Annotated in this window: 15 protein-coding genes; 7 read left to right on the forward strand and 8 right to left on the reverse strand. The window is 61.4% G+C overall.

Features of this window, described 5'->3' with window-relative positions; all coding sequences use genetic code 11:
- Position 1 precedes the first annotated feature (1 nt).
- The 7 genes from LQV39_RS02405 to LQV39_RS02435 all read right to left on the reverse strand — a co-directional run bounded on the left by LQV39_RS02405 (position 2) and on the right by LQV39_RS02435 (position 13,716).
- Positions 2 to 1,393, reverse strand: coding sequence for a T6SS immunity protein Tli4 family protein (locus LQV39_RS02405; protein ID WP_230020020.1), 1,392 nt, complete (start codon positions 1,391 to 1,393; stop codon positions 2 to 4).
- 6 nt (positions 1,394 to 1,399) lie between these two features.
- The gene (locus LQV39_RS02410) at positions 1,400 to 3,178 is read right to left on the reverse strand and encodes a triacylglycerol lipase (RefSeq protein ID WP_230020021.1); all 1,779 of its coding nucleotides are present in this window, start codon (positions 3,176 to 3,178) and stop codon (positions 1,400 to 1,402) included.
- An 18-nt stretch (positions 3,179 to 3,196) separates the two neighbouring features.
- Positions 3,197 to 5,947, reverse strand: a complete 2,751-nt coding sequence (locus tag LQV39_RS02415; RefSeq protein ID WP_230020022.1) for a type VI secretion system Vgr family protein — start codon at positions 5,945 to 5,947, stop codon at positions 3,197 to 3,199.
- Positions 5,948 to 6,070: 123 nt separating this feature from the next.
- Complete coding sequence (gene glp / locus LQV39_RS02420) at positions 6,071 to 7,939, reverse strand: gephyrin-like molybdotransferase Glp (protein WP_230020023.1); 1,869 nt, start codon at positions 7,937 to 7,939, stop codon at positions 6,071 to 6,073.
- A gap of 6 nt (positions 7,940 to 7,945) precedes the next feature.
- Positions 7,946 to 9,061: a GTP 3',8-cyclase MoaA gene (gene moaA / locus LQV39_RS02425; protein WP_290368542.1), complete on the reverse strand. Its 1,116-nt coding sequence runs from the start codon at positions 9,059 to 9,061 to the stop codon at positions 7,946 to 7,948.
- Between the two features lie 97 nt (positions 9,062 to 9,158).
- Positions 9,159 to 10,352, reverse strand: coding sequence for a transposase (locus LQV39_RS02430; RefSeq protein ID WP_230020024.1), 1,194 nt, complete (start codon positions 10,350 to 10,352; stop codon positions 9,159 to 9,161).
- 226 nt (positions 10,353 to 10,578) lie between these two features.
- Complete coding sequence (locus LQV39_RS02435; RefSeq protein ID WP_230020025.1) at positions 10,579 to 13,716, reverse strand: Rne/Rng family ribonuclease; 3,138 nt, start codon at positions 13,714 to 13,716, stop codon at positions 10,579 to 10,581.
- Between the two features lie 600 nt (positions 13,717 to 14,316).
- Here LQV39_RS02435 and LQV39_RS02440 point away from each other — a divergent pair.
- The 4 genes from LQV39_RS02440 to LQV39_RS02455 are packed head-to-tail and all read left to right on the forward strand — an operon-like array spanning position 14,317 to position 17,320.
- A complete protein-coding gene (locus LQV39_RS02440; protein WP_230020026.1) occupies positions 14,317 to 15,285 on the forward strand; it encodes an RluA family pseudouridine synthase in 969 nt (322 codons plus the stop codon).
- Entirely contained in the window at positions 15,285 to 15,944 is a 660-nt protein-coding gene (locus LQV39_RS02445; protein ID WP_230020027.1) for an HAD-IIIA family hydrolase, read from the forward strand. Before LQV39_RS02440 ends, LQV39_RS02445 begins: the two co-directional genes overlap by 1 nt.
- Positions 15,941 to 16,312, forward strand: a complete 372-nt coding sequence (locus LQV39_RS02450) for a Rieske 2Fe-2S domain-containing protein (protein WP_230020028.1) — start codon at positions 15,941 to 15,943, stop codon at positions 16,310 to 16,312. The genes LQV39_RS02445 and LQV39_RS02450 overlap by 4 nt, the downstream gene beginning before the upstream one ends.
- Before the next feature lie 15 nt (positions 16,313 to 16,327).
- Positions 16,328 to 17,320 (forward strand): S49 family peptidase, encoded by a 993-nt coding sequence (locus tag LQV39_RS02455; protein ID WP_230020029.1) that lies wholly within the window; start codon positions 16,328 to 16,330, stop codon positions 17,318 to 17,320.
- A gap of 156 nt (positions 17,321 to 17,476) precedes the next feature.
- Here LQV39_RS02455 and LQV39_RS02460 read toward each other — a convergent pair whose 3' ends face one another.
- Positions 17,477 to 17,743, reverse strand: coding sequence for a hypothetical protein (locus LQV39_RS02460; RefSeq protein ID WP_230020030.1), 267 nt, complete (start codon positions 17,741 to 17,743; stop codon positions 17,477 to 17,479).
- Between the two features lie 191 nt (positions 17,744 to 17,934).
- Between LQV39_RS02460 and LQV39_RS02465 the strand changes: the two genes are divergently transcribed.
- The 3 genes from LQV39_RS02465 to LQV39_RS02475 all read left to right on the forward strand — a co-directional run bounded on the left by LQV39_RS02465 (position 17,935) and on the right by LQV39_RS02475 (position 20,996).
- A complete protein-coding gene (locus tag LQV39_RS02465) occupies positions 17,935 to 18,648 on the forward strand; it encodes a pseudouridine synthase (RefSeq protein WP_230020031.1) in 714 nt (237 codons plus the stop codon).
- A gap of 182 nt (positions 18,649 to 18,830) precedes the next feature.
- Entirely contained in the window at positions 18,831 to 19,880 is a 1,050-nt protein-coding gene (locus LQV39_RS02470; protein WP_230020033.1) for a phospholipase A, read from the forward strand.
- 129 nt (positions 19,881 to 20,009) lie between these two features.
- On the forward strand, positions 20,010 to 20,996 hold the full coding sequence (locus LQV39_RS02475; protein ID WP_230020034.1) for a fumarylacetoacetate hydrolase family protein: 987 nt from the start codon (positions 20,010 to 20,012) through the stop codon (positions 20,994 to 20,996).
- Positions 20,997 to 21,002: the final 6 nt, after the last annotated feature.

Consider the following 21,002-nt stretch of genomic DNA (forward strand, 5'->3'; position numbering starts at 1 on the left):
CTCAGCCTTTCTTGTCTGTTGGCGTCTCTGTTGCCAGGTGGGTGGGGGCTGGCGGATCGCCGTATCCGACCAGTTTCCATACGGTCGCCGTTTGGTAAGAGGGGCGTTCCCCTTTTAGTTTTTGCCACAGGGACGGCTCGCCAAGCGATACCACATGCGGCATTCTTTCGCCGGCCTTGATGTGCTGGCGCCGGCCTTCTTGTGTCGCTGCAGGTTCGTCGGCTTCCCACCAGCCGGTTTGCGGGCAAACGCGACCGGTGGCGGCGAGTTCTCCCAGCGGCAACTGTGGTCCCGCGTCGGCGGTCTTGGCGGCTGTCCCTGTCGGGCGCACGCGGATCGTGCTGGTGATCTTGTCCCAGACGGCGATGGCTTCTTCGTTGGTCAGGCTGGCTTTGGTGGCGCCGACGGCGTTATTGGCGACGCCGGTTTGCATACGGATATCCGCAAAGGGTTTCAAATAGTCCCCCGCGACGCCTCTGAACGCGATAGCGAAATCATGAACTGAGTGTACAGTGCTTTGTTCTGGCGAACGTGACAAGCCCTCAAAGCCATTTATCCAGTCATGGATCTGGCGAGGGCCTCTTCGAAAATAGACAGTTTTCAACATTGGATGATTGGGATCTTCTGCTTTCAGATCCTTCTCCAGTCGCTCCAGTTGCCATTCCAGCGAGTCGCTTTCGGAGTAATGAGGGTTCGACGGGCGAATTTGGATCGAAAGGTGCACGTCTGGAAATTCCTTTAGGCGGAAACCGATACTCAGGAGTTCAGCCGGCGGCTCTTTGGGCGGCCCCGGTTCATCTGGCAGGAAGGCGTATTCGATGCAGTTGCCGGGCTCGGTCGGAATCTCGTTTTCGCCGCGCAGGCGCAAACGGTGAGCCATGCTCTTAATGCGAGCTGTAGCACTCTCCCGACGGTCTTTCAGGGGGCGGGCGTCGATGACAACGCCATCGTCATTGAGTCTAAAGTATCCGTTGATTTTAAGTGCCCCAATTGCTTCAAAACCATCATAACCCGTTACGATCTGGCCTTCGGGGTCTTTCAAGTTCTCAACTGAAATCAGCAAAGGGATATCGTTGAGATAAATAGCTTTTTCGCTTTTCAACTCATTGATGAGCTTTTGCGCCAACGCATTTACTTCCTCAACGCCATTTGGGTAGACATTCACGCCCAACGGTATATCGGCTCCACCCCAAGCCACAGTCGTCGCTGCAGGTACCTCTACCATAAATCTACCGAAGCAAACGGTTTTGGTTTTTTCGAACATTGGTTGAATACGGGGTGAGAGCGCGATCATGTTCGACTTTTTCCATTGTTGGGGTTTGGGATCGCAGGCAGTGAGCAGCAATGCCGCGCTTGAGAGAAGAATAAAGGACAAGTATTTCGTAAGAGCCATACGCAATTACCCCTTCTCGTTTTTCCATGTGGCGTTCTGAGCAATCCGAACAATACTGTACAAGGTAGCGGCAACAGCCCGCGGGTCTTTGTAGCTGGACTGATGTTCGTATCCGGTTTGGCGAAATATACCTTTGAAACTACCGCTGTGCAGTTGATGGTCTGAAGATTTGGCGGGTACGGTCTGGTCTCCGGGAGACGAAGCCGGCAGGATCCTTGCGAATACTGGGGCGGGAACGACATCCTCGGCCAGTAAGCTAGCGATGTTATTTACCGCGCCAGGATCCCAGTCAACCAACCTCAATTGGCCCTGTTTGTTATCTCCAAGAATCGGCCAGTTTTGCCATCCGATCGCGGCGGTGCAATTCATGATTTCCCATACCACCTCACCGAAACTTTGCCGCTTGCTATCGGCGCCGTAATGGGCATAGCTGTTCTGGTGGTAGGTTTCAGTAATCATTTGATGAAAGACTTTGGCTACGTCGAGATATTCGCAAGTACGTTTGAACGTTCCTCCTCCTTGTCGGAATGAGCGTCCGGAAGGGTTGATCCAATCCTTCCGGAACAATGCATACCATTTACCCTCCAACTTGTATATTTCGTTGTAAGGGTCGCCATTTTTTGGCCAAGCTTCTAGGTCATGCCCATTGTGGTGAACGCGTAGCCAGCCATTTCCGTATGCTTCGCTAGGCAGCAATTGAAGCCCACCAGGCGCGTTCGCCAGCACTGCCGTGACTTCATCACCATGATTCCCCGCTACTTTGGCAGCAACGCTCGCTTCGATATTGGCTTTGCTAGCACTAAGCAGGCCGGGATCTTCGAAACCTGCGCGCATGCGTCGATAAGCTGCAGGCGCACCAATGGCTGGCATCACGCCATGCACGATACCCAACACCTTGTCTTGCAAATTACCGAACTTGGGGTGAATAAGGGCACGACCGACAAGTCCGCCCATCGAATGGGTTACAACAATCACTTGATTGCATTCGTAGCCTGAACCGTTGAAATCGTTGATGACCTTACTGATTCGGGCAGCAATAATCTTTGCGCTGTCGCCATTCGATTGCAACCAGTTATAACCAAACGCATAAACTGGAAACCAGCAGCCCGTCGCAAGCTTTTTGAGGTCTTCCGCTGTTAATACCTGTTGGGGTAGTTTCGGATCTGCACCCCAGGTCTTTGGATCCACTCCCACGACATCATGCCACTCTGAACGGAGCTTGCCTTCTAGAAATGTGCTGTTAAGGCGTGACTCAAGATGTTGCAGGAGTTGCCCATAGCTCTTGAAAAAGACTTCGCCCCAACCTCGTGCACGTGCTTTTTGTACAGCAGTGCCGCCGCCAGGTAAGGCGACTGGATCGCTCGCTAGTAATGCAGAGTCGAAGTTCGGGGTGAGTTCGACATTACCATGGCGTCCGTCTCCCGCTACGTCCCGAAGTCCAGAGGGATCGTAAATATCTACAGTCGTTTGTAATGGGTCCAGTTGCAGTTGGCGATCGGCTGGGCTTTCGTTGGCGGCAGCGGTGATATTGATTGGCTTCGACGGGTCAAGCGTGTCCGGCCGCCACGCGATATTGTCTTTCCGCCGCATTTCCTTCTGCCGCTCCGCACTCATCCGCAAATTCGACCCCATAATCCCCGGCAAAAAGACGATGGGCAGCACCCGTTTCGGCAGCATCCGCGCGCACTGCGGTTTTTTATCCTGCTTCGGTGTCGCAAACCCTTCGGCTTTGCGGGCGGCGCCAGCATGCGCTTGCGCGGGCAAGGGATGTTCGGCAGTCGTCATCGTATTCTCCCCGTGAAATCAGTCGTCCAAGGCTTCGATGCTGTAGCGCCCGAACGGAATCGCACTGGTAAATCGCTCCGTCAGACCAGCCGCATCGGTCCGTCCCTCGAACGTGCGTCCGTCTTCCGTCGTAATGCGATAGCGCTGGTTCTTCATCGGCTCATCGGTGCCAATCCATCGAAGAACCGTCTGCTGATCGTGCGCCGACTCGCTTGCGATCGAAGGCACGGCAACCGGGCTACCGCCCCCCGGCCCGACATGCGCAAATTTCGAAGACTTGATGGTGTGCTCGCCGCTGCTCTGTTGTGTGATGGCGCCGCCACCGATATCCACTTGCGCGCCTTGCGCTACCACGTGGATCTTCGGCGCCTGCAGCACGATCTCCTCAGTGGCGGTCAGGACGATACGCTTGGAAGAGGTGAGCTCAATATCGTCGGCATGGGTCTGCAGTTCGAGCTTGCCACTCGCGGCGATCAGCTTGATGCCGAGCCGATGCGCGAACAGGCTGATGCTCTCCGAAACACGCGCCAGCAGCTTTCGACCGACCGACAACTGGGTATTCCCGATGCTGACCACGTCGACATGCGTTTGCGCGCCGATCGCGATGTTGTCCTGGCTGGTCATTGCAACGCCCGCAGGCGCGGATAGCGCGACCACGGGTTGGCCACCAGCACCCGTAGCACCGCTTTCGGTATTGCTGCCGGTCTCCCACTGCTTCAGGTAATCGATCAGTTGTTTGAGTTCCTTGGCATCGGTGTCGTCCGCATGATGCGTCGCCGACAAAGCCGATAACTGCTCCTGCACACCTTGCAGCGCCTCGAGCAAGCTGGTCAATTCGTCCCGGTCGAGTTGCTTGCCGCTGGCTTTCTGACGCGCGGCCGCGCTGATTAGCACACCTTGTGCACCGCGCACCGCGACGGCGAGATCGCTGCGCAGCTCGGCGCCTTCGCCCCGGGCTTCACCTTTGCCGTCGTGGCGCGGATGGGTGAGCCATCCGAGATTCAGTTCGCTATGTCCGTGCTCCGAAGATAGTTGCGCATTGATCTGGCTCGGTGTGTCGTCTAGCCGCAGTTGGTTGTAGCGCCTGCCTTGCACTTCCTTGCTCTTGATGCCGGCCAGGTATCTGTTCCCGGGGAGCGTTCCGGTATGGCTGAAAGAAGGAGGCGGGGCCATTCGGCCATACACGCGGGCCACGATGATCGGCTTGTCCGGGTCTCCGCCCAGAAAATCGACCATGACTTCGTCGCCCACACGCGGCAGCATATTCGCTCCCCACTGATTGCTGGCCCATGTGCTGGCGACCCTTACCCAGGCGGAGTCGCGGTCGCTATCGCTGGCGCCGGCACCTTGCGCGTTGTCGTGGTCTTCGATTCTGGTGCCGGGAAAGCGCACTTTGACGCGTCCATGCTCGTCGCAATGCACTTCTTCACCGGGCGGCCCGACCACGATCGCGCTTTGCATTTGTGGACGCGGCAAATCGATACGATGGTCGAAAGCAGGTACGATCGGAATGCCGCGGCGCACGCAGGCAAAGCGGTTCGTATAGCGCATGCCGCGTTCTTCGCTGGCTTGCCGCAGCGCGCCGCCAGAAGGACCGTCATCCCAACGATTGAGCGCAAACAGGCGCTGTATGCGGTCGTTGACGGTCTTGGGCAAATTGTTTTCCGCATCGACTTCCAGGCGCGTGACGACGAATTCCCGTTCATTGGCCGGATGCGTGTCGATTTCCGGATGGCCACTCAAGGCCATCCATTCGCCAATACACAGCGCACGCACGCTGCCTTCGCCGTAAAAACATTTGGATTCGTACTCATGGCGCTTCATGCGCAGTTCGCCAAGGTTCCGGTAATCTTCGCCATTCTCCCCCGCATGCGGCACGTCGATCAGGTAGTCGTCGAGGCTGGCAGCGAACTGGTTGCCCGTCGTCCCCTGATCGATACGGGATGGCGAATTGCTGGTCGCCGGACGGCCTTGCATGTAGTCCCAGCTCAGGCGATTGAGATTACCAGGCGTGATTTTGCGGACCGGACTCCATGCGATGATGGTGTCACTTTGCTCGGTACCGTCATCCCGGTGATAGCGCACGGTCCCTGCGGCGTTTTGCGGCAGCTTGTAGGCGTCGTCGAACAGCACCAAGGTATGGGCCGGTATGTCCTGGCTTTGTGCCCGGCTCGCTTGGCCGGGCCGCATGAACCAGGCAATGCCGCGTCGTTTCCATAAGCGGCGCAGAAATCCTGCATCGGACTCGTTGTGCTGCATGGTGAATGCACGCGCCGGATAGGTACCGGTCACATACGTCCAATCCACATCAAAGGCCTGGGCAAGTATCGGATTACTGCGGCGCCACTCGTTGATAATGACCTGGGCGATGTCCAGTTCATTCAGGTTGCGGAAGATGCGTGTATTGGTGCGATATTCCATCATCGCCAACGCGTCGCGCACGAGCAGTTCGTAAGTCGCCAAGCCGCCATCGCTTTCGCCGGCCGCTGCTTGCGCGACGATGCCGCATACCGCGCGAAGCTCGCCACGATCCGTCACGAACTGGATCGCCACCGGCAGAGCAATGAATTCCTTTAAGGGGAGATCTGCGCGTGTCGATACGCACAGGAGGCGGTATTCAAGTCCGCCGCACAGGGTTTCACTTCCCGTAACGCGCTTGACCAGCAAAACGTCTTCGAGCAGTTGCCGCTCTTTCGACAGCCGAATGCGGATGGGGCGATTAGCCTCGGTCAATCCGCTTGATCCTGCGAACAAATCCTGGAGGTTCATTCAGGTTCCTGATTAGTATGGGCACAACTGCCCAATACTAGGAACCTGCATCAGCACCACATTGATATCAATAAAGCCAATGCGTAATACCAATTACGCATAGAGGCCCGACCGCGACGGAATTTAAATCAAGCCCTCGAACATCAACACATCCACCATCTCGCCCGCCTGCACGCCACCCTGCTCATCGTGCAGCACCACCATGCAGTTCGCCTCCGACATCGAGCGCAGGATCCCCGATCCTTGCGAACCCGTGATGCGAACCTCCGGCAGCCCATCCGCGCCGCGCGACAGCACGCCGCGCTGGTATTCGGTACGCCCCGGCTTCTTGCGAATCGAAGCCACCGACCGCGCACGCAGCAGCTCCAAAGGCGCCTCCGCCCCCATCATGCGCAGCAGCGCTTCGCGCGCGAAGAAGTAGAAGGACACCATCACCGCCACCGGATTGCCCGGCAGCCCGAACAGGAATGCGCTTTTCCCGCCGGAGGCGATGCGGCCGAAGGCCAGCGGGCGGCCCGGGCGCATGCCGATCTTCCAGAAGGTGACGTCGCCCAGGCGCGCCATGATCTGCCTGGTGTAGTCGGCGGCGCCGACCGAGACGCCGCCCGAGGTGATAATGGCGTCGGCGTTCTCGCAAGCCTCGCGCAGCGCCGCTTCGAGCGCGGCAGGGTCGTCGCGCACCACGCCCATGTCGATGATGTCGCAGCCCAGGCGCTGCAGCATGCCGTAGATGGTGTAGCGGTTGCTGTCGTAGACGCAGCCCTCATCCAGCGGCTGGCCGATCGAGCGCAGCTCGTCGCCGGTCGAAAAAAAGGCGACGCGCAGGCGCCGCTGCACCGGCACTTCGGCCACGCCGAGCGACGCCAGCAGGCCCAGGTCCGCCGGCCGGATGACTTTTCCTTTACGCAGGGCGGCGCTCCCAAGCTTCAGGTCTTCACCGGCAAAGCGGCGGTTGTCGCCGGGGCGGATAGTGCCGGGGGCCATGACGATGACGCCACCCTCTTCACGAACGAATTCCTGCGGCACCACGCTGTCGCAGCCGGCCGGCATCACGCCGCCGGTCATGATGCGCACGCACTCGCCGCCAGACGGCACGGCAGAAGAAGTACGGCCGGCATACACCGTATCGATCACGCGCAGGCGAACGTCCCCATCGACAGACAGATCCGAACCGCGCAGCGCATAACCATCCATCGCCGAGTTGTCGTGGGCCGGCACGTTGATCGGCGAGACGATGTCGGCCGCCAGCACGCGTCCCAGCGCGGAGCGCAACGCCACCTGTTCGGTCGCGCGCACGGGCGCCACGAAGTCGCGGATGATCTTCTGGGCGTCGCGCACGGGCAGGGCGTCCGGGTCGTAGGCGGACAGGCAGCTGACGACGTCCGCCAGACGCGGAGGACGTGCAGGGTCCAGCGATTGCAGTTCGTCGCGGGTATTGATGTTGCGGAAGGCCGAGGCATCTTCGAACAGCACCTCGGTCACCTTGATCTGCGGGTACCAGCCATCCATGCGGCGTCCGCCGGCGGCCAGGTAGTTCGACAGCACCTCGGCCTTGTCGGCCTTGACCAGGCAGAACACCGGATGCGGCTGGCGCAGTCCGTTCTCTTCGGTGACGGCCAATGCAAGGTCGGCGTCAGCCGCTTGCAAACCGGCCGACAGGCGCGCAGCCAGGTCGGAAGGCAGGAAAGGCGAGTCGCACGGGACTACCAATAAATAAGGTGACGCGCAGCGGCGCAGACCCGCTTCCAGCCCGGCCAGCGGACCGGCATAGCCCGGCGTATCGTCGGGCCACACCGGCACGCCGAAGGCGCCGTAGGCGTCCAGGTTCTGGTTGGCGTTGATGGCGACGGTCGCCACTTGCGGGCGCAGGCGTTCGAGCACGTGCGCCGCCATGGTCGAGCCGCCGAAGGGCTGCAGGCCCTTGTCGACGCTGCCCATGCGCGTGCCGCGTCCGCCGGCCAGGACCAGGCCGCTGATCGATGCAATATTCATTTTGTTTTAACCACCGATATAAGACATTTCGATTTTCTTCGCAGAGCCGCCGCGCGACAGGCCTTCCGTGTTGATGGTGCGGGTCTCGGAATAGCGGTCCGCACGCCGGCTCCACAGCTGGGCGATGCTTGATGCGATCTCGAGATCGCTGCGGTCTTCGCGCAGGAGGGCGCGCAGGTCGTGGCCGCGGGTCGCGAACAGGCAGGTGTACAGCTTGCCCTCGGTGGACAGGCGGATGCGCGAGCAGTCGCTGCAGAAGGCCTGGGTCACGCTCGAGATCATGCCGACCTCGCCGGCGCCGTCCGCGTAACGCCAGCGCGACGCGGTCTCACCTGGATAGTTGGCGCCGATGGGTGTTAGAGGCATCTCGGCCGAGATCCGGCGCACTACTTCGCTGGACGGGATCACCTCGTCCATGTTCCAGCCGTTCGAGGCGCCCACGTCCATGTATTCGATGAAGCGCAGGATGGTCGGCGAGCCCTTGAAGTGGCGCGCCATCGGCAGGATCTGGCTGTCGTTCATGCCGCCCTTGACCACCATGTTGACCTTGACCGGGCCGAGACCGGCGGCATGCGCGGCGTCGATGCCGTTCAGGACGTCGGATACCGCGAAGTCGACGTCGTTCATGCGCTTGAAAATGGCGTCGTCGATGGCGTCGAGCGAGACCGTAACGCGATCCAGGCCGGCACCCTTCAGGCTGCGGGCCTTGCGCGCCAGCAGCGAACCGTTGGTGGTGAGGGTCAGGTCGAGCGGGCGGCCGGAGGGCGTCTGCAGTTCGCGCAGTTGCGCGACCAGGCGCTCCAGGTCCTTGCGCAGCAGCGGCTCGCCGCCGGTCAGGCGGATCTTCTCGACGCCGTGGGCGATGAACAGGCGCGCCACCCGCGTGATCTCCTCGAAGCTGAGCAGGGAGGAATGCGGCAGGTAGGCGTAGTTCTTGTCGAAGACTTCCTTCGGCATGCAGTAGACGCAGCGGAAGTTGCAGCGGTCCGTGACCGAGATGCGCAGGTCGTGCAGCGGCCGGCCGAGCGCGTCGGCCAGCAGCCCGGTCGGCGCCTGCAGGTCCGCCGGAATCGGCATCGCCGGGGAGCGGGCGTCGCCCAGCATGATGATTTTTTCAGACATGCCAATACGATAGCACGCCCCGTTCTTCCAGACCGATGCAAAGCTAATCGTACTTAGCTTCGCTGCTGGATTCCTGCTTCGTCGGAGCCGGTTTCACCTAGTGTTTGCGCACCAGGTCAGCGCCTTCCCCTCCACAGGCAGTGACGGTAGAACTGACCGCCATGTTCATCAGGTTGACTGCCGCGTTGACGTCACGGTCGAGCGCCGTGCTACAGCGTGGGCAGTTCCACCTGCGCTCTGCCAAAGGCATTACTTCGAGCACGTAGCCACAATGCGAACACGTCTTGCTGCTCGGGTACCAGCGATTTACCACGATAAGCTTACATCCACATTTCGAAGCCTTGTACTCGAGTTGGCGCCGGAACTCATAAAATCCCATGTCGATGATTCTCCGCGCCAGCCTCCTGTTCTTGAGCATGCCCCTGACATTTAGATCCTCAATGCCGATTATATGGAAGCGTCTGGTCAGGTCAGTGGTGAGCTTGTGCAGGCTATTACGACGGATATTGCTAATCCGCTCATGCAATCTGGCGAGTTTCACTTTGGCCTTAGCGCGATTTGCAGAGCCCATCACTTTGCGGGCCAATCCACGTGAAAGGTGGCGCACACATTCCAGCAAGCGGTGCAACGCATTTGGTCCGTCGACGCTCTCGCCGTTCGATAGCGTCGCTAAATGCGAAATGCCTAGATCCACCCCGACCGCGCCTTGGTTTTCGGAAGACGGTCGGGGGACATCGGGAGTATTGACGGTAATACTGGCGTACCAGTGACCGGCCTTGCATGAGACTGTTACCGACATGATGTGGCCTGCAAAACGCAGGGCTTCGCGCATACGCACCCAACCGAGCTTAGGGATTCTGATATGTTTGCCGTCGACTTGGACTTGGTCGTTGGAAATGGAAAAGCGGTCGTTGAGGCCCTTGCGCCGGAATGTCGGGTAGCGTGCACGACCAGCGAAAAAATTTTCGAAAGCACGCCCCAACTGAATGATCGCAATTTGTAGAGCACACTTAGTTACGTCGAACATCCAAGCGAGTTCACTTCGCTTGATACTGTTGAGCTGGCGTCCTAGCGCGGCGGCGCATGGGCGTGTCAACTTCGGGTCGGCTTTATACGCGGCATACTGGCGCCCCCACTCGGCCAGCGCCCAGTTATATGCAAAACGCGCAGTGCCTGCAGCGCGCGCGAGGTAATTGCACTGAGACTTGTTAGGTACCAATCGGATGCGGTGCGCCAAGAGTGTCGAGCAATCCGAAGCTGATGAGGCGGTATGCCTAAACGCTCGCTTCACGGCAGCAGTTCCTCAAGACGTCAATTACATGTTTTCGTTTGACTGGACGAGCATGAATAAGTTCGAAATACACTTAAACCCTCAGAGTACAGGGCCTTGCACACTGGTAAGGGGGGGCGGCACTTCTACACGGATGAGCGCGAAGATTGCTTATCTTACTTAATAAAAAAGGGGAGCCGAAGCTCCCCCTTTGTTAAAAGCCGCGCGATGACGGCTCAAACCCTGCTTACTGACGCGTCGTATCCACCTGGATCAGCGGCTCCTGCACTGGCGGCGGGGCCACCTTGCGGGTGCGGCCGAGACGGACCGGCTGCTGGGACTGCGCGGCAGCTTCCTGCGCGGCGCGCAGCTTTTCCGGATCGGTTGCGGCCAGTTGCAGGCCGGCCTGGGCCAGTACTTCACCCAGATCGGCGGCCGGCGCTTGCGCCACCGGTGCAACGGGCGCCGGCATCACGACAGGCTGCGGAGCCGGAGCGGCAGCAACCGGTGCGGCAACTTCAACCGGCGCCGGAGCGGCCGGAGCAGCAACCGGAGCAGCAGCGGGGGCCTCAGCAACAACCGGAGCAGCCTCCGCCTCGGCGGCAGCGGTAGCACGTGCATTCGCCTCAGCCACCGACTGCGAAGTCGGGAAAGGCCACGGGCTCTGGGCTGCTGCTTTCGCGGCATCGGCGGCAGCTTTTTCGGCGGCAGCCTTCAGCGCGGCGGCAGCAGCTTCCTCGGCGCGCGCCTGGACGGCGGCGTGTTCGGCGGCGGCCTTCTCGGCAGCGGCTTTATCGGCAGCGGCCTTCACGGATGCAGCGGTCGGGAAGGGCCACGGACCCGGCGTTGCAGCCTTGGCCGGCTTGGCGCCTTTGGTCTTCGCAGCCTTGGACTCGGCCTGGAACTTGGCGGCTTCTTCATCGGCCACCGGTGCGAAGGCCGGTGCGCCTTCTTCACCGCTCGCGTTTTCGATGACGTCGCCATCTTCGCGGTCGCGGCGGTTACGGTTACGGCCGCCACGACGGCGACGGCGGCGCGGCTCGTCGCCACCTTCGGTGTCAAGCTCCTCGCCGTTCGGACCGATCGTGGTGACGGTCTTCACGACTTGTTCCTGGATGATTTCCTGCTCGCCGTTCGGGCCGGTCGATGCGATCGTGACGCTGGTCGCAGCTGTGGCCTGGACCACGTTCAGTTCGTCGGATTTGGCGTCAAGCGCAGGTGCGCGTTCGGCACGCTCACGCGGCTGGCGCGGCTGACGTTCCGGACGCTCGGCACGTTCCGGACGCTCACCGCGTTCGGCACGCTCGGCGCGCGGCGCCAGCTGGGCTTGCAGCTCGGCCTGCGCCTGCTCGCGGGTCTCGCGCGGCTCACGTGCTTCACGCGGCTCGCGCTGTTCACGCGGCTTGCGCGGCTGGCGTGCCGGCTTGCCTTCGGCATCGGCCGGCTTGACGGTCTCGTCGACGCTTGCGCCTTTCGCGACCTGTTCGCGGTCCTCGCGCTCGCGGCCCTTGCCGGTGCCGGTGCGTCCGCCGCGGCCATTGCGCTGGCCACGGTTGCGGTCGCCGCGTTCGGCGGCTGCCGTCGCCGGTTCAGCCGGCTTGACCGGCGCTGCGGCCGGGGCCGGCGGCGGGGTCACGGCAACCGGCGTGCCGAAGAAGAAGTTGCGCAGCTTGGCGAAGAAACCTTGCTCCGCCGGCGGCTGGATCACAGGCGCGGCTTGCGCGACCGGGGCAGGGGCTGCCTCGGCCTTCGCAGGCTGGCGCTCGACCACCGGCGCCGGCTGGGCCGGGGTGATGGTCTTGACCACGGCTTCCTGGCGCGGCTTGGCTTCTTCTTTCTGGCGCTTGGCAAAAGCCATGTCGGTCTCGGCCGACTCTGCCAGCGTGTAGCTGGAGGCGGCGTCTTCCAGGCGCGGATCGTCGTGCTTGATGCGCTCGAGCTTGTAGTGCGGGGTCTCGAGGTGCTTGTTCGGCACCAGAATGACCGTGATGCGGTGGCGGGTCTCGATCTTCAGCACTTCGCCGCGCTTTTCGTTCAGCAGGAAGGCGGCGACGTCGACCGGGACCTGCACGTGGATCGCGGCCGAATTCTCCTTCATCGCCTCTTCCTGGATGATGCGCAGGACTTGCAGGGCCGAGGATTCGGTATCGCGGATGTGGCCGGTGCCCGAGCAGCGCGGGCAGGTGACGTGCGAGCCTTCCGACAGCGACGGACGCAGGCGCTGGCGCGACAGTTCCATCAGGCCGAAACGCGAGATCTTGCCCATCTGGACGCGTGCACGGTCATGGTGCAGGGCGTCCTTCAGGCGCTGTTCGACTTCGCGCTGGTTCTTGGCGACTTCCATGTCGATGAAGTCGATCACGATCAGGCCGCCCAGGTCGCGCAGGCGCAGCTGGCGGGCCACTTCGTCGGCCGCTTCGCAGTTGGTGTTGAAGGCGGTGGTTTCGATGTCTGAGCCGCGGGTCGCGCGGGCCGAGTTGACGTCGATAGAGACCAGGGCTTCGGTGTGGTCGATCACGATCGCGCCGCCCGACGGCAGCGGGACGGTACGCGAGTACGCGGTCTCGATCTGGTGTTCGATCTGGAAACGCGAGAACAGCGGGACGTCGTCGGTGTAGCGCTTCACGCGGTGCGCCATGTCGGGCATCACGTGGCTCATGAACTGCTGGGCCTGGTCGAAGATCTCGTCGGTGTCGATCAGGACTTCGCCGATGTCGGGCTGGAAGTAGTCGCGGATGGCGCGGATGACCAGCGAGGATTCCTGGTAGATCAGGAAAGCGCCGGGGGCCGATTTGCCGGCGCCTTCGATCGCGCGCCAGAGTTGCATCAGGTAGTTCAGGTCCCACTGCAGTTCTTCGACCGTGCGGCCGATGCCGGCAGTGCGGGCAATCACCGACATGCCCTGCGGCAGGTCCAGCTTGTCCATGGTCTCGCGCAGTTCCTGGCGTTCTTCGCCTTCGACGCGGCGCGAAACGCCGCCGCCACGCGGATTGTTCGGCATCAGGACCAGGTAGCGGCCAGCCAGGGAAATGAAGGAGGTCAGTGCCGCGCCCTTGTTGCCGCGCTCCTCTTTCTCCACCTGGACCATGATTTCCTGGCCTTCGCGCAATGCCTCCTTGATGGTGCAATTGCGGACATCGACACCATCACGGAAATAGGAACGGGCGACTTCTTTAAAGGGGAGGAAACCGTGGCGGTCTTCGCCGTAGCTGACGAAGCAGGCTTCAAGGGAGGGTTCGATGCGGGTGATGACACCTTTGTAGATATTCGATTTGCGCTGTTCACGACCAGCGGTTTCGATATCGATGTCGATCAGTTTTTGGCCGTCGACAATCGCTACGCGCAGCTCCTCTTGCTGCGTAGCGTTAAACAACATACGTTTCATTTTTATTAACTCCGCGGCCCGTAGACCGTTGTAATTGCTAGAAACGTACGCGGGGAGGGGAGTGTTGGCGGTGGTATGCCCGGGGGTGGCACGGCATTGCCGGCCACAGGGCGCAAATGGCATCGAACGTCATTGTCGCGCGCACGCCGCAACCTTGTTTGGCCGGCGCGGCCCGGTCAGGGCGGCGCAAAGGGCCTCGGGGCGGGTGCTAACAGCGACCACAGCCGGACCGCGGGGCGGCCGCATCGGGAACCTGGGCCAGGCGATCTATCAGCCTTGGCCTGCGGGTTCCCATAGGGGATCCTTGCAGCGGGTCCGGCGCAAACGACAAGCGTTATCGACGCCATCACCCGGCGAGCCGAAAAAGCCGGCTTGCCGGTACTTATCCTTAAGATTCCAAACAATCCAATCCTGCAGTCCTGTGCGCTACCCGATTACAACTGCGGTGCAACCCTGGCGCTCACAAGACCGTGCGTACACGTTTTTTCTTCATCGAATTCGCATTTAGCGGGACCGACGAAGACGCCCCCTGTGTAAAATATCGTTTTAATTCTTACACCTGCAGAGGTTTGACCGCCGCCTGTCGATTATATATTCAAAATGAAGGACTTAGAGAAGAATTCTGTCCAGCTTGTAACGATCGCCGAAGAAGAAGCTGGACAGCGCATCGACAACTACCTGCTGCGCGTCTGTAAAGGTGTCCCAAAAAGCCATATTTACCGCATCCTCCGCTCCGGCGAAGTGCGCGTGAACAAAGGGCGTATCGATCAGTTGTATCGCTTGCAAGCCGGCGACGTCGTGCGCATCCCGCCGATCCGCATCGCCGAAAAGGCTGCCGGCAACGCCCCGGTGCCCGGCGCCGAGTTTGCCATCGTCCACGAGGACAGCCACCTGCTCGTCATCGACAAGCCGGCGGGCGTCGCCGTGCATGGCGGCTCGGGCGTGTCGTATGGCGTCATCGAACAGTTGCGCGCGGCGCGTCCACAGGCCAAGTTCCTGGAACTCGTGCACCGCCTGGACCGCGAAACCTCGGGGCTGCTCTTGCTGGCCAAGAAGCGTTCGGCGCTGACCAGCCTGCACGAGCAGATGCGCGAGGGCAGTACCGACAAGCGCTACCTGACTTTGGTGAGCGGCAACTGGACCAATCCGCGCCAGCACATCAAACTGCCGCTGCACAAATTCACGACCGGCGACGGCGAACGCCGCGTGGTGGTGCAGGCCGGCGGCCAGGAAGCGCACACCGTGTTCAATCTTTTGCGCAAATGGGAAAGCTTCGCCCTGCTCGAAGCCGAGCTCAAGACGGGACGCACGCACCAGATCCGCGTGCACCTGGCGTCGAGCGGCTTCCCCATCGCGGGTGACGAGAAATACGGCGATTTTGCATTGAACAAGCAGCTTCAGAAGGCAAACGACGCGCGCGGCGCCCTCAAGCGCATGTTCCTGCACGCCTACCGGATTACCTTCCAGCACCCGGAAACCGGCAAGCCGATGACCCTGACGGCGCCGCTTCCGGCGGAGTGTGAGCGTTTCTTGGTAAGCTTGGGGCAACCAATAGGCAAACACTCATAATGGCTCGCAAGCAATTCGATCTGATCGTCTTCGATTGGGACGGTACGCTGATGGACAGCACCGCCACCATCGTCAAATGTATACAGTCCGCCGCCAAGGACCTCGGCCTCGGCGTTCCCAGCGACGCCGCGGCCGCGCACGTGATCGGGCTCGGCCTGCTTGAGGCCATGCAGGCCGTGATGCCGGACATCGATCCGGTCCTGTATCCGCGCATGGTGGAGCGCTATCGCTACCATTTCCTGACAAAAGACCATGAACTGGTGCTATTCAAGGGCGTGCCGGCGATGCTGGAAGAGCTGTCCCAGCTCGGCTATTTCCTGGCGGTCGCCACCGGCAAGAGCAGGGTCGGCCTGAACCGCGCGTTGAACGCCTGCAGCCTGCTGTCGACCTTCGATGCGACCCGTTGCGCGGACGAGACATTTTCCAAGCCCCATCCTGCAATGTTGCAAGAATTGACAAGGGAACTGGGGCAGGACATGCGCCGTACCGTTATGATCGGCGACACAACGCACGACTTGCTTATGGCCAACAATGCGGGCGCGGCCGGCCTCGCGGTCGAGTACGGCGCGCATCCTGTGCAGCAACTGCAGGCATGTCACCCGATCTTCACGGCAAAGAACGTGCCGGAACTTCACCAGTGGCTGATCGAGAACGCATGAGCGAGGCGAACGAAGTCTATATCTGCGGGTCCGATGCGCTGGCCGACGGCGGCACCGGCGTGCGCTTTCCCGTCGTCGCGTTTGGGGACGAAGCGACCGGCTTCGTGGTGCGCCATGGCGGCAAGGTCTATGGCTACCTGAACCGTTGCGCCCACATCCCGGTGGAACTGGACTGGTTCAAGGGCGAATTCTTCGAGTCGAGCAAGCTGTACCTGATGTGTTCCACGCATGGCGCGATCTATGTGCCCGAAACCGGCGTCTGCACCGGTGGGCCATGCCGGGGCGGCAGGCTGCGCCCCATTGCCGTGCGCGAAACGGAGAATGGCGTGTATTGGCAGCCGGACCAGCATTTCCAGGCGCCAAAGTAAATCAAGCAGACACTTATGAGCGAAAACAACAGCAACGAGAATCAGAAAGCGAACGACGGCCCAGGCACGGTTCGCAACTGGGAGCGTGAAACCTTGGAGCGGCTGGTGTTCGCCACCGTGCGCGAGCAGCGGGCTGCGCGGCGCTGGGGAATCTTCTTCAAAATTTCGTTCTTGTTGGTGGCATTGTTCGCGATCTGGGCGTATTCCGATTTCTACACCGGATCCGACCTCGAATCGCTGGGCCGCCATACCGCCTTGATCGAAATCGACGGCGCCATCGACGACGAAGGCAGCGGCGCCGCCGACACCGTGATCCCGTCCCTGAACAAGGCTTTCGCCGACGCCGGTTCGGCCGCGGTGGTGCTGCGCATTAACAGCCCGGGCGGCAGCCCGGTGCAGGCCGGCATCATCGTCGACGAGATCCAGCGCCTCAAGAAGGGCTACCCGAACAAGCCGCTGTACGTGGTCGTGGACGAAATCTGCGCCTCGGGCGGCTATTACATCGCGGCCGCAGCCGACAAGATCTATGTAAACAAGGCGAGCATCGTCGGTTCGGTCGGCGTGCTGATGGACGGCTTCGGCTTTACCGGCCTGATGGACAAGCTGGGCGTCGAGCGCCGCCTGCTGACGGCCGGCGAGAACAAGGGTTTCCTCGATCCCTTCAGCCCGCAGTCGGACAAGCAGAAGCAGCACGCGCTGACCATGCTGAACGAAATCCACGAGCAGTTCATTTCCGTGGTGCGCGCCGGCCGCGGCAAGCGCCTGAAGGAAAATCCGGAAATCTTCTCCGGCCTGTACTGGACCGGCGCCAAGGCGGTCGAGATGGGCCTGGCCGACGGCTTCGGCACGGTCGACACCGTGGCCCGCGACGTGGTCAAGGCCGAGGACATCATCGACTACACCGCCCATGAAGGCCTGCCGGAGCGTGTGCTGAAGAAATTCGGCGCCTCGGTGGGGTCGGGCGCGGTGAAGTCGATTTATCGTGGGGCGGTGCCTAGCCTGCGCTGATCAATCAATATTCGCCTTGAAACTTCCGGAGCGTCGGCTATAGTTGTTTTGTAGCTTACAACTACAGACCCGCATACGTGCGGTATCGAGTGAACTTCATTCCTCAGGTTGGATCCCGCAATGGGAGGAAACGACGGCGAAAGCCGTCGTTTTCATTTATTCGGCATGAGAATCGGCATGAAAACCGCCAGCCTCAAGCCAGGCCTGGAACTGGCGCTGGGCTTGGGCATACCATGCGGCGCGCATGGGAGCATGGCGAGCGGACGAAAAGACGTGCGGGATGTCGCCGCCCCGGGTCCAGCGCGCAAGCGCAAGGCGGGTCGGAAAGACGGCGACGTAATCTTCGGCGGCGGGCCGGTAATAGCGGCTCGGGCTCGTCCGTAGCGGGAAAGGCTCGCGGTTTTGATGCTGTTCGATGTGCACTTTATCCTCTTTCTCTTATGTAGTCGTAGTCCTACGCTCAATATTTGTAGGTCGATTCCTAACGAGGTTTCAGTGTAACAACAGGAATCGCGGCGCTTTTGATGTTCGTCAAACGTGTCCTAGACACGGATTCAAACTGTTGAACTATCTGAGCTTTGCCATATACATCGGTTCTGTTAAAGTCGCGCCCCATGAGCAAACTATCCCTTGACCGCGTGCTGCAATCGCAAGGCTTCGGCACGCGCAAATACTGCCGCGCCCTGATCGAGGACGGCGACGTCGCCATCCATGGCGAAGTGCACGACAACTACAAGACGGCGGTCGAGACCGACGGCCTGGTCCTGACCGTGTTCGACGAGGAATGGGTCTACCGCGAACGCGTCTACATCGCCCTCTACAAGCCGGCCAACTTCGAATGCTCGCGCAAGCCCAGCCACCATCCGGGCGTGCTGACCCTGTTGCCCGAACAGTTTACCTGGCGCGAAGTGCAGCCGGTCGGCCGCCTCGACCACGACACCACCGGCCTGCTGCTGATGTCGGACGACGGTCCCTTCATCCACGCCCAGTCTTCGCCCAAGCGCCACGTGCCCAAGGTTTACCAGGCGACGACCCAGGAGCCGGTGACCCAGGCCCTGGTCGACCAGCTGCTGGCCGGCGTCCAGCTGATTGATGAGCCGGCCCCGCTGGCGGCCGTGAGCTGCATCCAGCGCGGCGAGCACCTGCTCGAGATCGTGCTGGAGCAGGGCAAGTACCACCAGGTCAAGCGCATGCTGGCGGCCGCCGGCAACCATTGCTCGGCGCTGCACCGCTCGCAGATCGGCGGCTTGACGCTGGAGGCGCTGGGCCTGAAGGAGGGAGAGTGGTGTTTCCTGGAGCAGGCGCAGCTGGATTTGCTGGTGCCGTAGCCGTCATTCCCGCGAAGGCGGGAATCCAAGTTTGCATGCGTATCGATTGCTCAAGCAGAACTTGGGCCCCCGCCTTCGCGGGGGCGACGAGAAGCGGCGGGAACGACCGTGTGCCGTGCGACGTAATTGACGCATTTCCGCCACACTCGTTATCTCGATGCTTGTCAACAAGATAACGACCCATGCCTCCGAATTCGTATAGATTCCTCTCCGTTTTAACACTCTTCATCTTTAACCCAGCCCTGGCCCAGCAGGCCGCCCCGGACTTGTCCGGCTGCGTGCAGATCACGGACTCCACCCTGCGTCTCGCCTGCTATGACCGTTTGGCCGGCGTCAACACGACGCCGGCCACCGTCGCGACCAGCGCACCCGCCGCCGCCAAAGTCGAGGTCGACCGCGAAGTCCAGGCATCGCTCGACCTGTCGCCGGAAAAGATCCGCGGCTTCAGCCTGGCGGACCACTGGGAACTGGACCAGGAGCACCGCCGCGGTGTGTTCAATTTCCGGCCGCACAACGTGAACTACCTGATGGTCACGCGCACCGCGCATCCGAACGACGAACCCTACCGGCCCTTCCGCGACCTTGCCGACTTCAACACCGACTTGGCGCGCAACGAACTGGTCTACCAGCTGAGCTTCAAGACCAAGGTGGTGGAGGGCATCGCGAAGAAGCCGGTCGATCTCTGGTTCGGCTACACCCAGAACAGCTTCTGGCAGGCCGGCAACCGCAAGGCCTCGAGCCCCTTCCGCGAGACCAATTACCAGCCCGAACTGATGCTGGTGACGCCGCTGAACTTCGACGTGCTGGGCATGCACGCGAGCTTCCTCAACCTGGGCGTGGTGCACCAGTCGAACGGGCAGGCCTCGACGCTGTCGCGCAGCTGGAACCGGTACTACGCCCAGGTCGGCCTCGAGCGCGCCGGCTTCACCGTGCTCGGGCGGGTGTGGAAACGCGTTAACGAAGCGGCCAGTGAGGACAACAATCCAGACATCGTCGACTACATGGGCCGCGGCGACCTGACCGTCACCTACCGCAACAATGGCCACGATTATTCGGCCCTGCTGCGCCGGAACTTCTCGACCGAGCGCGGCGCGGTCCAGCTCAGCTGGGCCTTCCCGCTGGCCGGCCATTTCAAGGGCTATGTACAGTACTTTTCCGGTTACGGGCAAAGCCTGATCGACTACAACTACTACCAGAACGTGGTGGGCGTCGGCCTGCTCGGTTCGTTCTGAGAGCGCCAAACAAAACCTCCATGGCGGCGTTGCATCGTCTCGCCGTACTAACGTACTGTCTTCGACGATGCGCCTTGCCCTGGAGGCCTTGTTTGACGCTCTGCGCCGCCGCTGCACTACAATGGCGGGATGAAACTTGCCACCTTCAACGACGGATCGCGCGACGGCCAGCTGGCCGTCGTTGCGCGTGACCTGAAAACCGCCCACATCGCCGACGGTATCGCGCCCACCTTGCAGGCCGCCCTCGACGACTGGGCCTTCATCGCCCCCCAGCTGCAGGCGCTGTACGAGGAGCTGAATGCCGGCCGCACCCGCCGTCCCTTCGACTTCGACCCGGCGCGCTGCATGGCGCCGCTGCCGCGCGCCTACCAATGGGCGGACGGCTCGGCCTACGTCAACCACGTCGAACTGGTGCGCAAGGCGCGCGGCGCCGAGATGCCGGCCTCGTTCTGGGAAGACCCGCTGATGTACCAGGGCGGCAGCGACGATTTTATCGGCCCGATGGACGACATCGTCCTCGCCCACGAGGAGTGGGGCATCGACTTCGAGGCGGAAGTGGCCGTGGTCACGGGCGACGTGCCGATGGGCGCGACGCCGGACGAAGCCCACCAGCAGATCCGCCTGCTGATGCTGGCGAACGACGTCTCGCTGCGCAACCTGATCCCAGCCGAACTGGCAAAGGGCTTCGGCTTCTTCCAGTCGAAGCCGGCCACCGCTTTCTCGCCGGTGGCGGTGACCCCGGACGAACTGGGCGATGCGTGGAAGGGCGGCAAGGTCCACCTGCCGCTGCGTTCGACCTGGAACGAGCGCCTGGTCGGCCAGCCGGAAGCCGGCGTCGACATGGTCTTCAACTTCCCGCAGCTGATCGCCCACCTGTGCAAGACCCGCAACGCACGCGCCGGCAGCATCATCGGCTCGGGGACGGTGTCGAACAAGGATGCCTCGAAGGGCTACTCGTGCATTGCCGAACAGCGCTGCCTGGAGACTATCGAATTCGGCCAGCCGGTCACCCAGTTCATGCGCTTCGGAGACACGATCCGCATCGAGATGCTGGATGAGAAGGGCAAGTCGATCTTCGGCGCCATTGAGCAAAAAGTAAAACGCCTGGAGCGTTAACCTCCA

This window comes from Massilia sp. Bi118, from assembly GCF_918697865.1.
Lineage (GTDB): Bacteria > Pseudomonadota > Gammaproteobacteria > Burkholderiales > Burkholderiaceae_D > Telluria.

Coding starts and splice junctions, on each gene's coding strand:
- glp (WP_230020023.1), bottom strand. CDS start 7,939: ATGAATATTGCATCGATCAGCGGCCTGGTCCTGGCCGGCGGACGCGGC.
- LQV39_RS02415 (WP_230020022.1), bottom strand. CDS start 5,947: ATGAACCTCCAGGATTTGTTCGCAGGATCAAGCGGATTGACCGAGGCT.
- LQV39_RS02405 (WP_230020020.1), bottom strand. CDS start 1,393: ATGGCTCTTACGAAATACTTGTCCTTTATTCTTCTCTCAAGCGCGGCA.
- LQV39_RS02445 (WP_230020027.1), top strand. CDS start 15,285: ATGGCTCGCAAGCAATTCGATCTGATCGTCTTCGATTGGGACGGTACG.
- LQV39_RS02470 (WP_230020033.1), top strand. CDS start 18,831: ATGCCTCCGAATTCGTATAGATTCCTCTCCGTTTTAACACTCTTCATC.
- LQV39_RS02450 (WP_230020028.1), top strand. CDS start 15,941: ATGAGCGAGGCGAACGAAGTCTATATCTGCGGGTCCGATGCGCTGGCC.
- LQV39_RS02440 (WP_230020026.1), top strand. CDS start 14,317: ATGAAGGACTTAGAGAAGAATTCTGTCCAGCTTGTAACGATCGCCGAA.
- LQV39_RS02475 (WP_230020034.1), top strand. CDS start 20,010: ATGAAACTTGCCACCTTCAACGACGGATCGCGCGACGGCCAGCTGGCC.
- LQV39_RS02435 (WP_230020025.1), bottom strand. CDS start 13,716: ATGAAACGTATGTTGTTTAACGCTACGCAGCAAGAGGAGCTGCGCGTA.
- moaA (WP_290368542.1), bottom strand. CDS start 9,061: ATGTCTGAAAAAATCATCATGCTGGGCGACGCCCGCTCCCCGGCGATG.
- LQV39_RS02465 (WP_230020031.1), top strand. CDS start 17,935: ATGAGCAAACTATCCCTTGACCGCGTGCTGCAATCGCAAGGCTTCGGC.
- LQV39_RS02455 (WP_230020029.1), top strand. CDS start 16,328: ATGAGCGAAAACAACAGCAACGAGAATCAGAAAGCGAACGACGGCCCA.
- LQV39_RS02410 (WP_230020021.1), bottom strand. CDS start 3,178: ATGACGACTGCCGAACATCCCTTGCCCGCGCAAGCGCATGCTGGCGCC.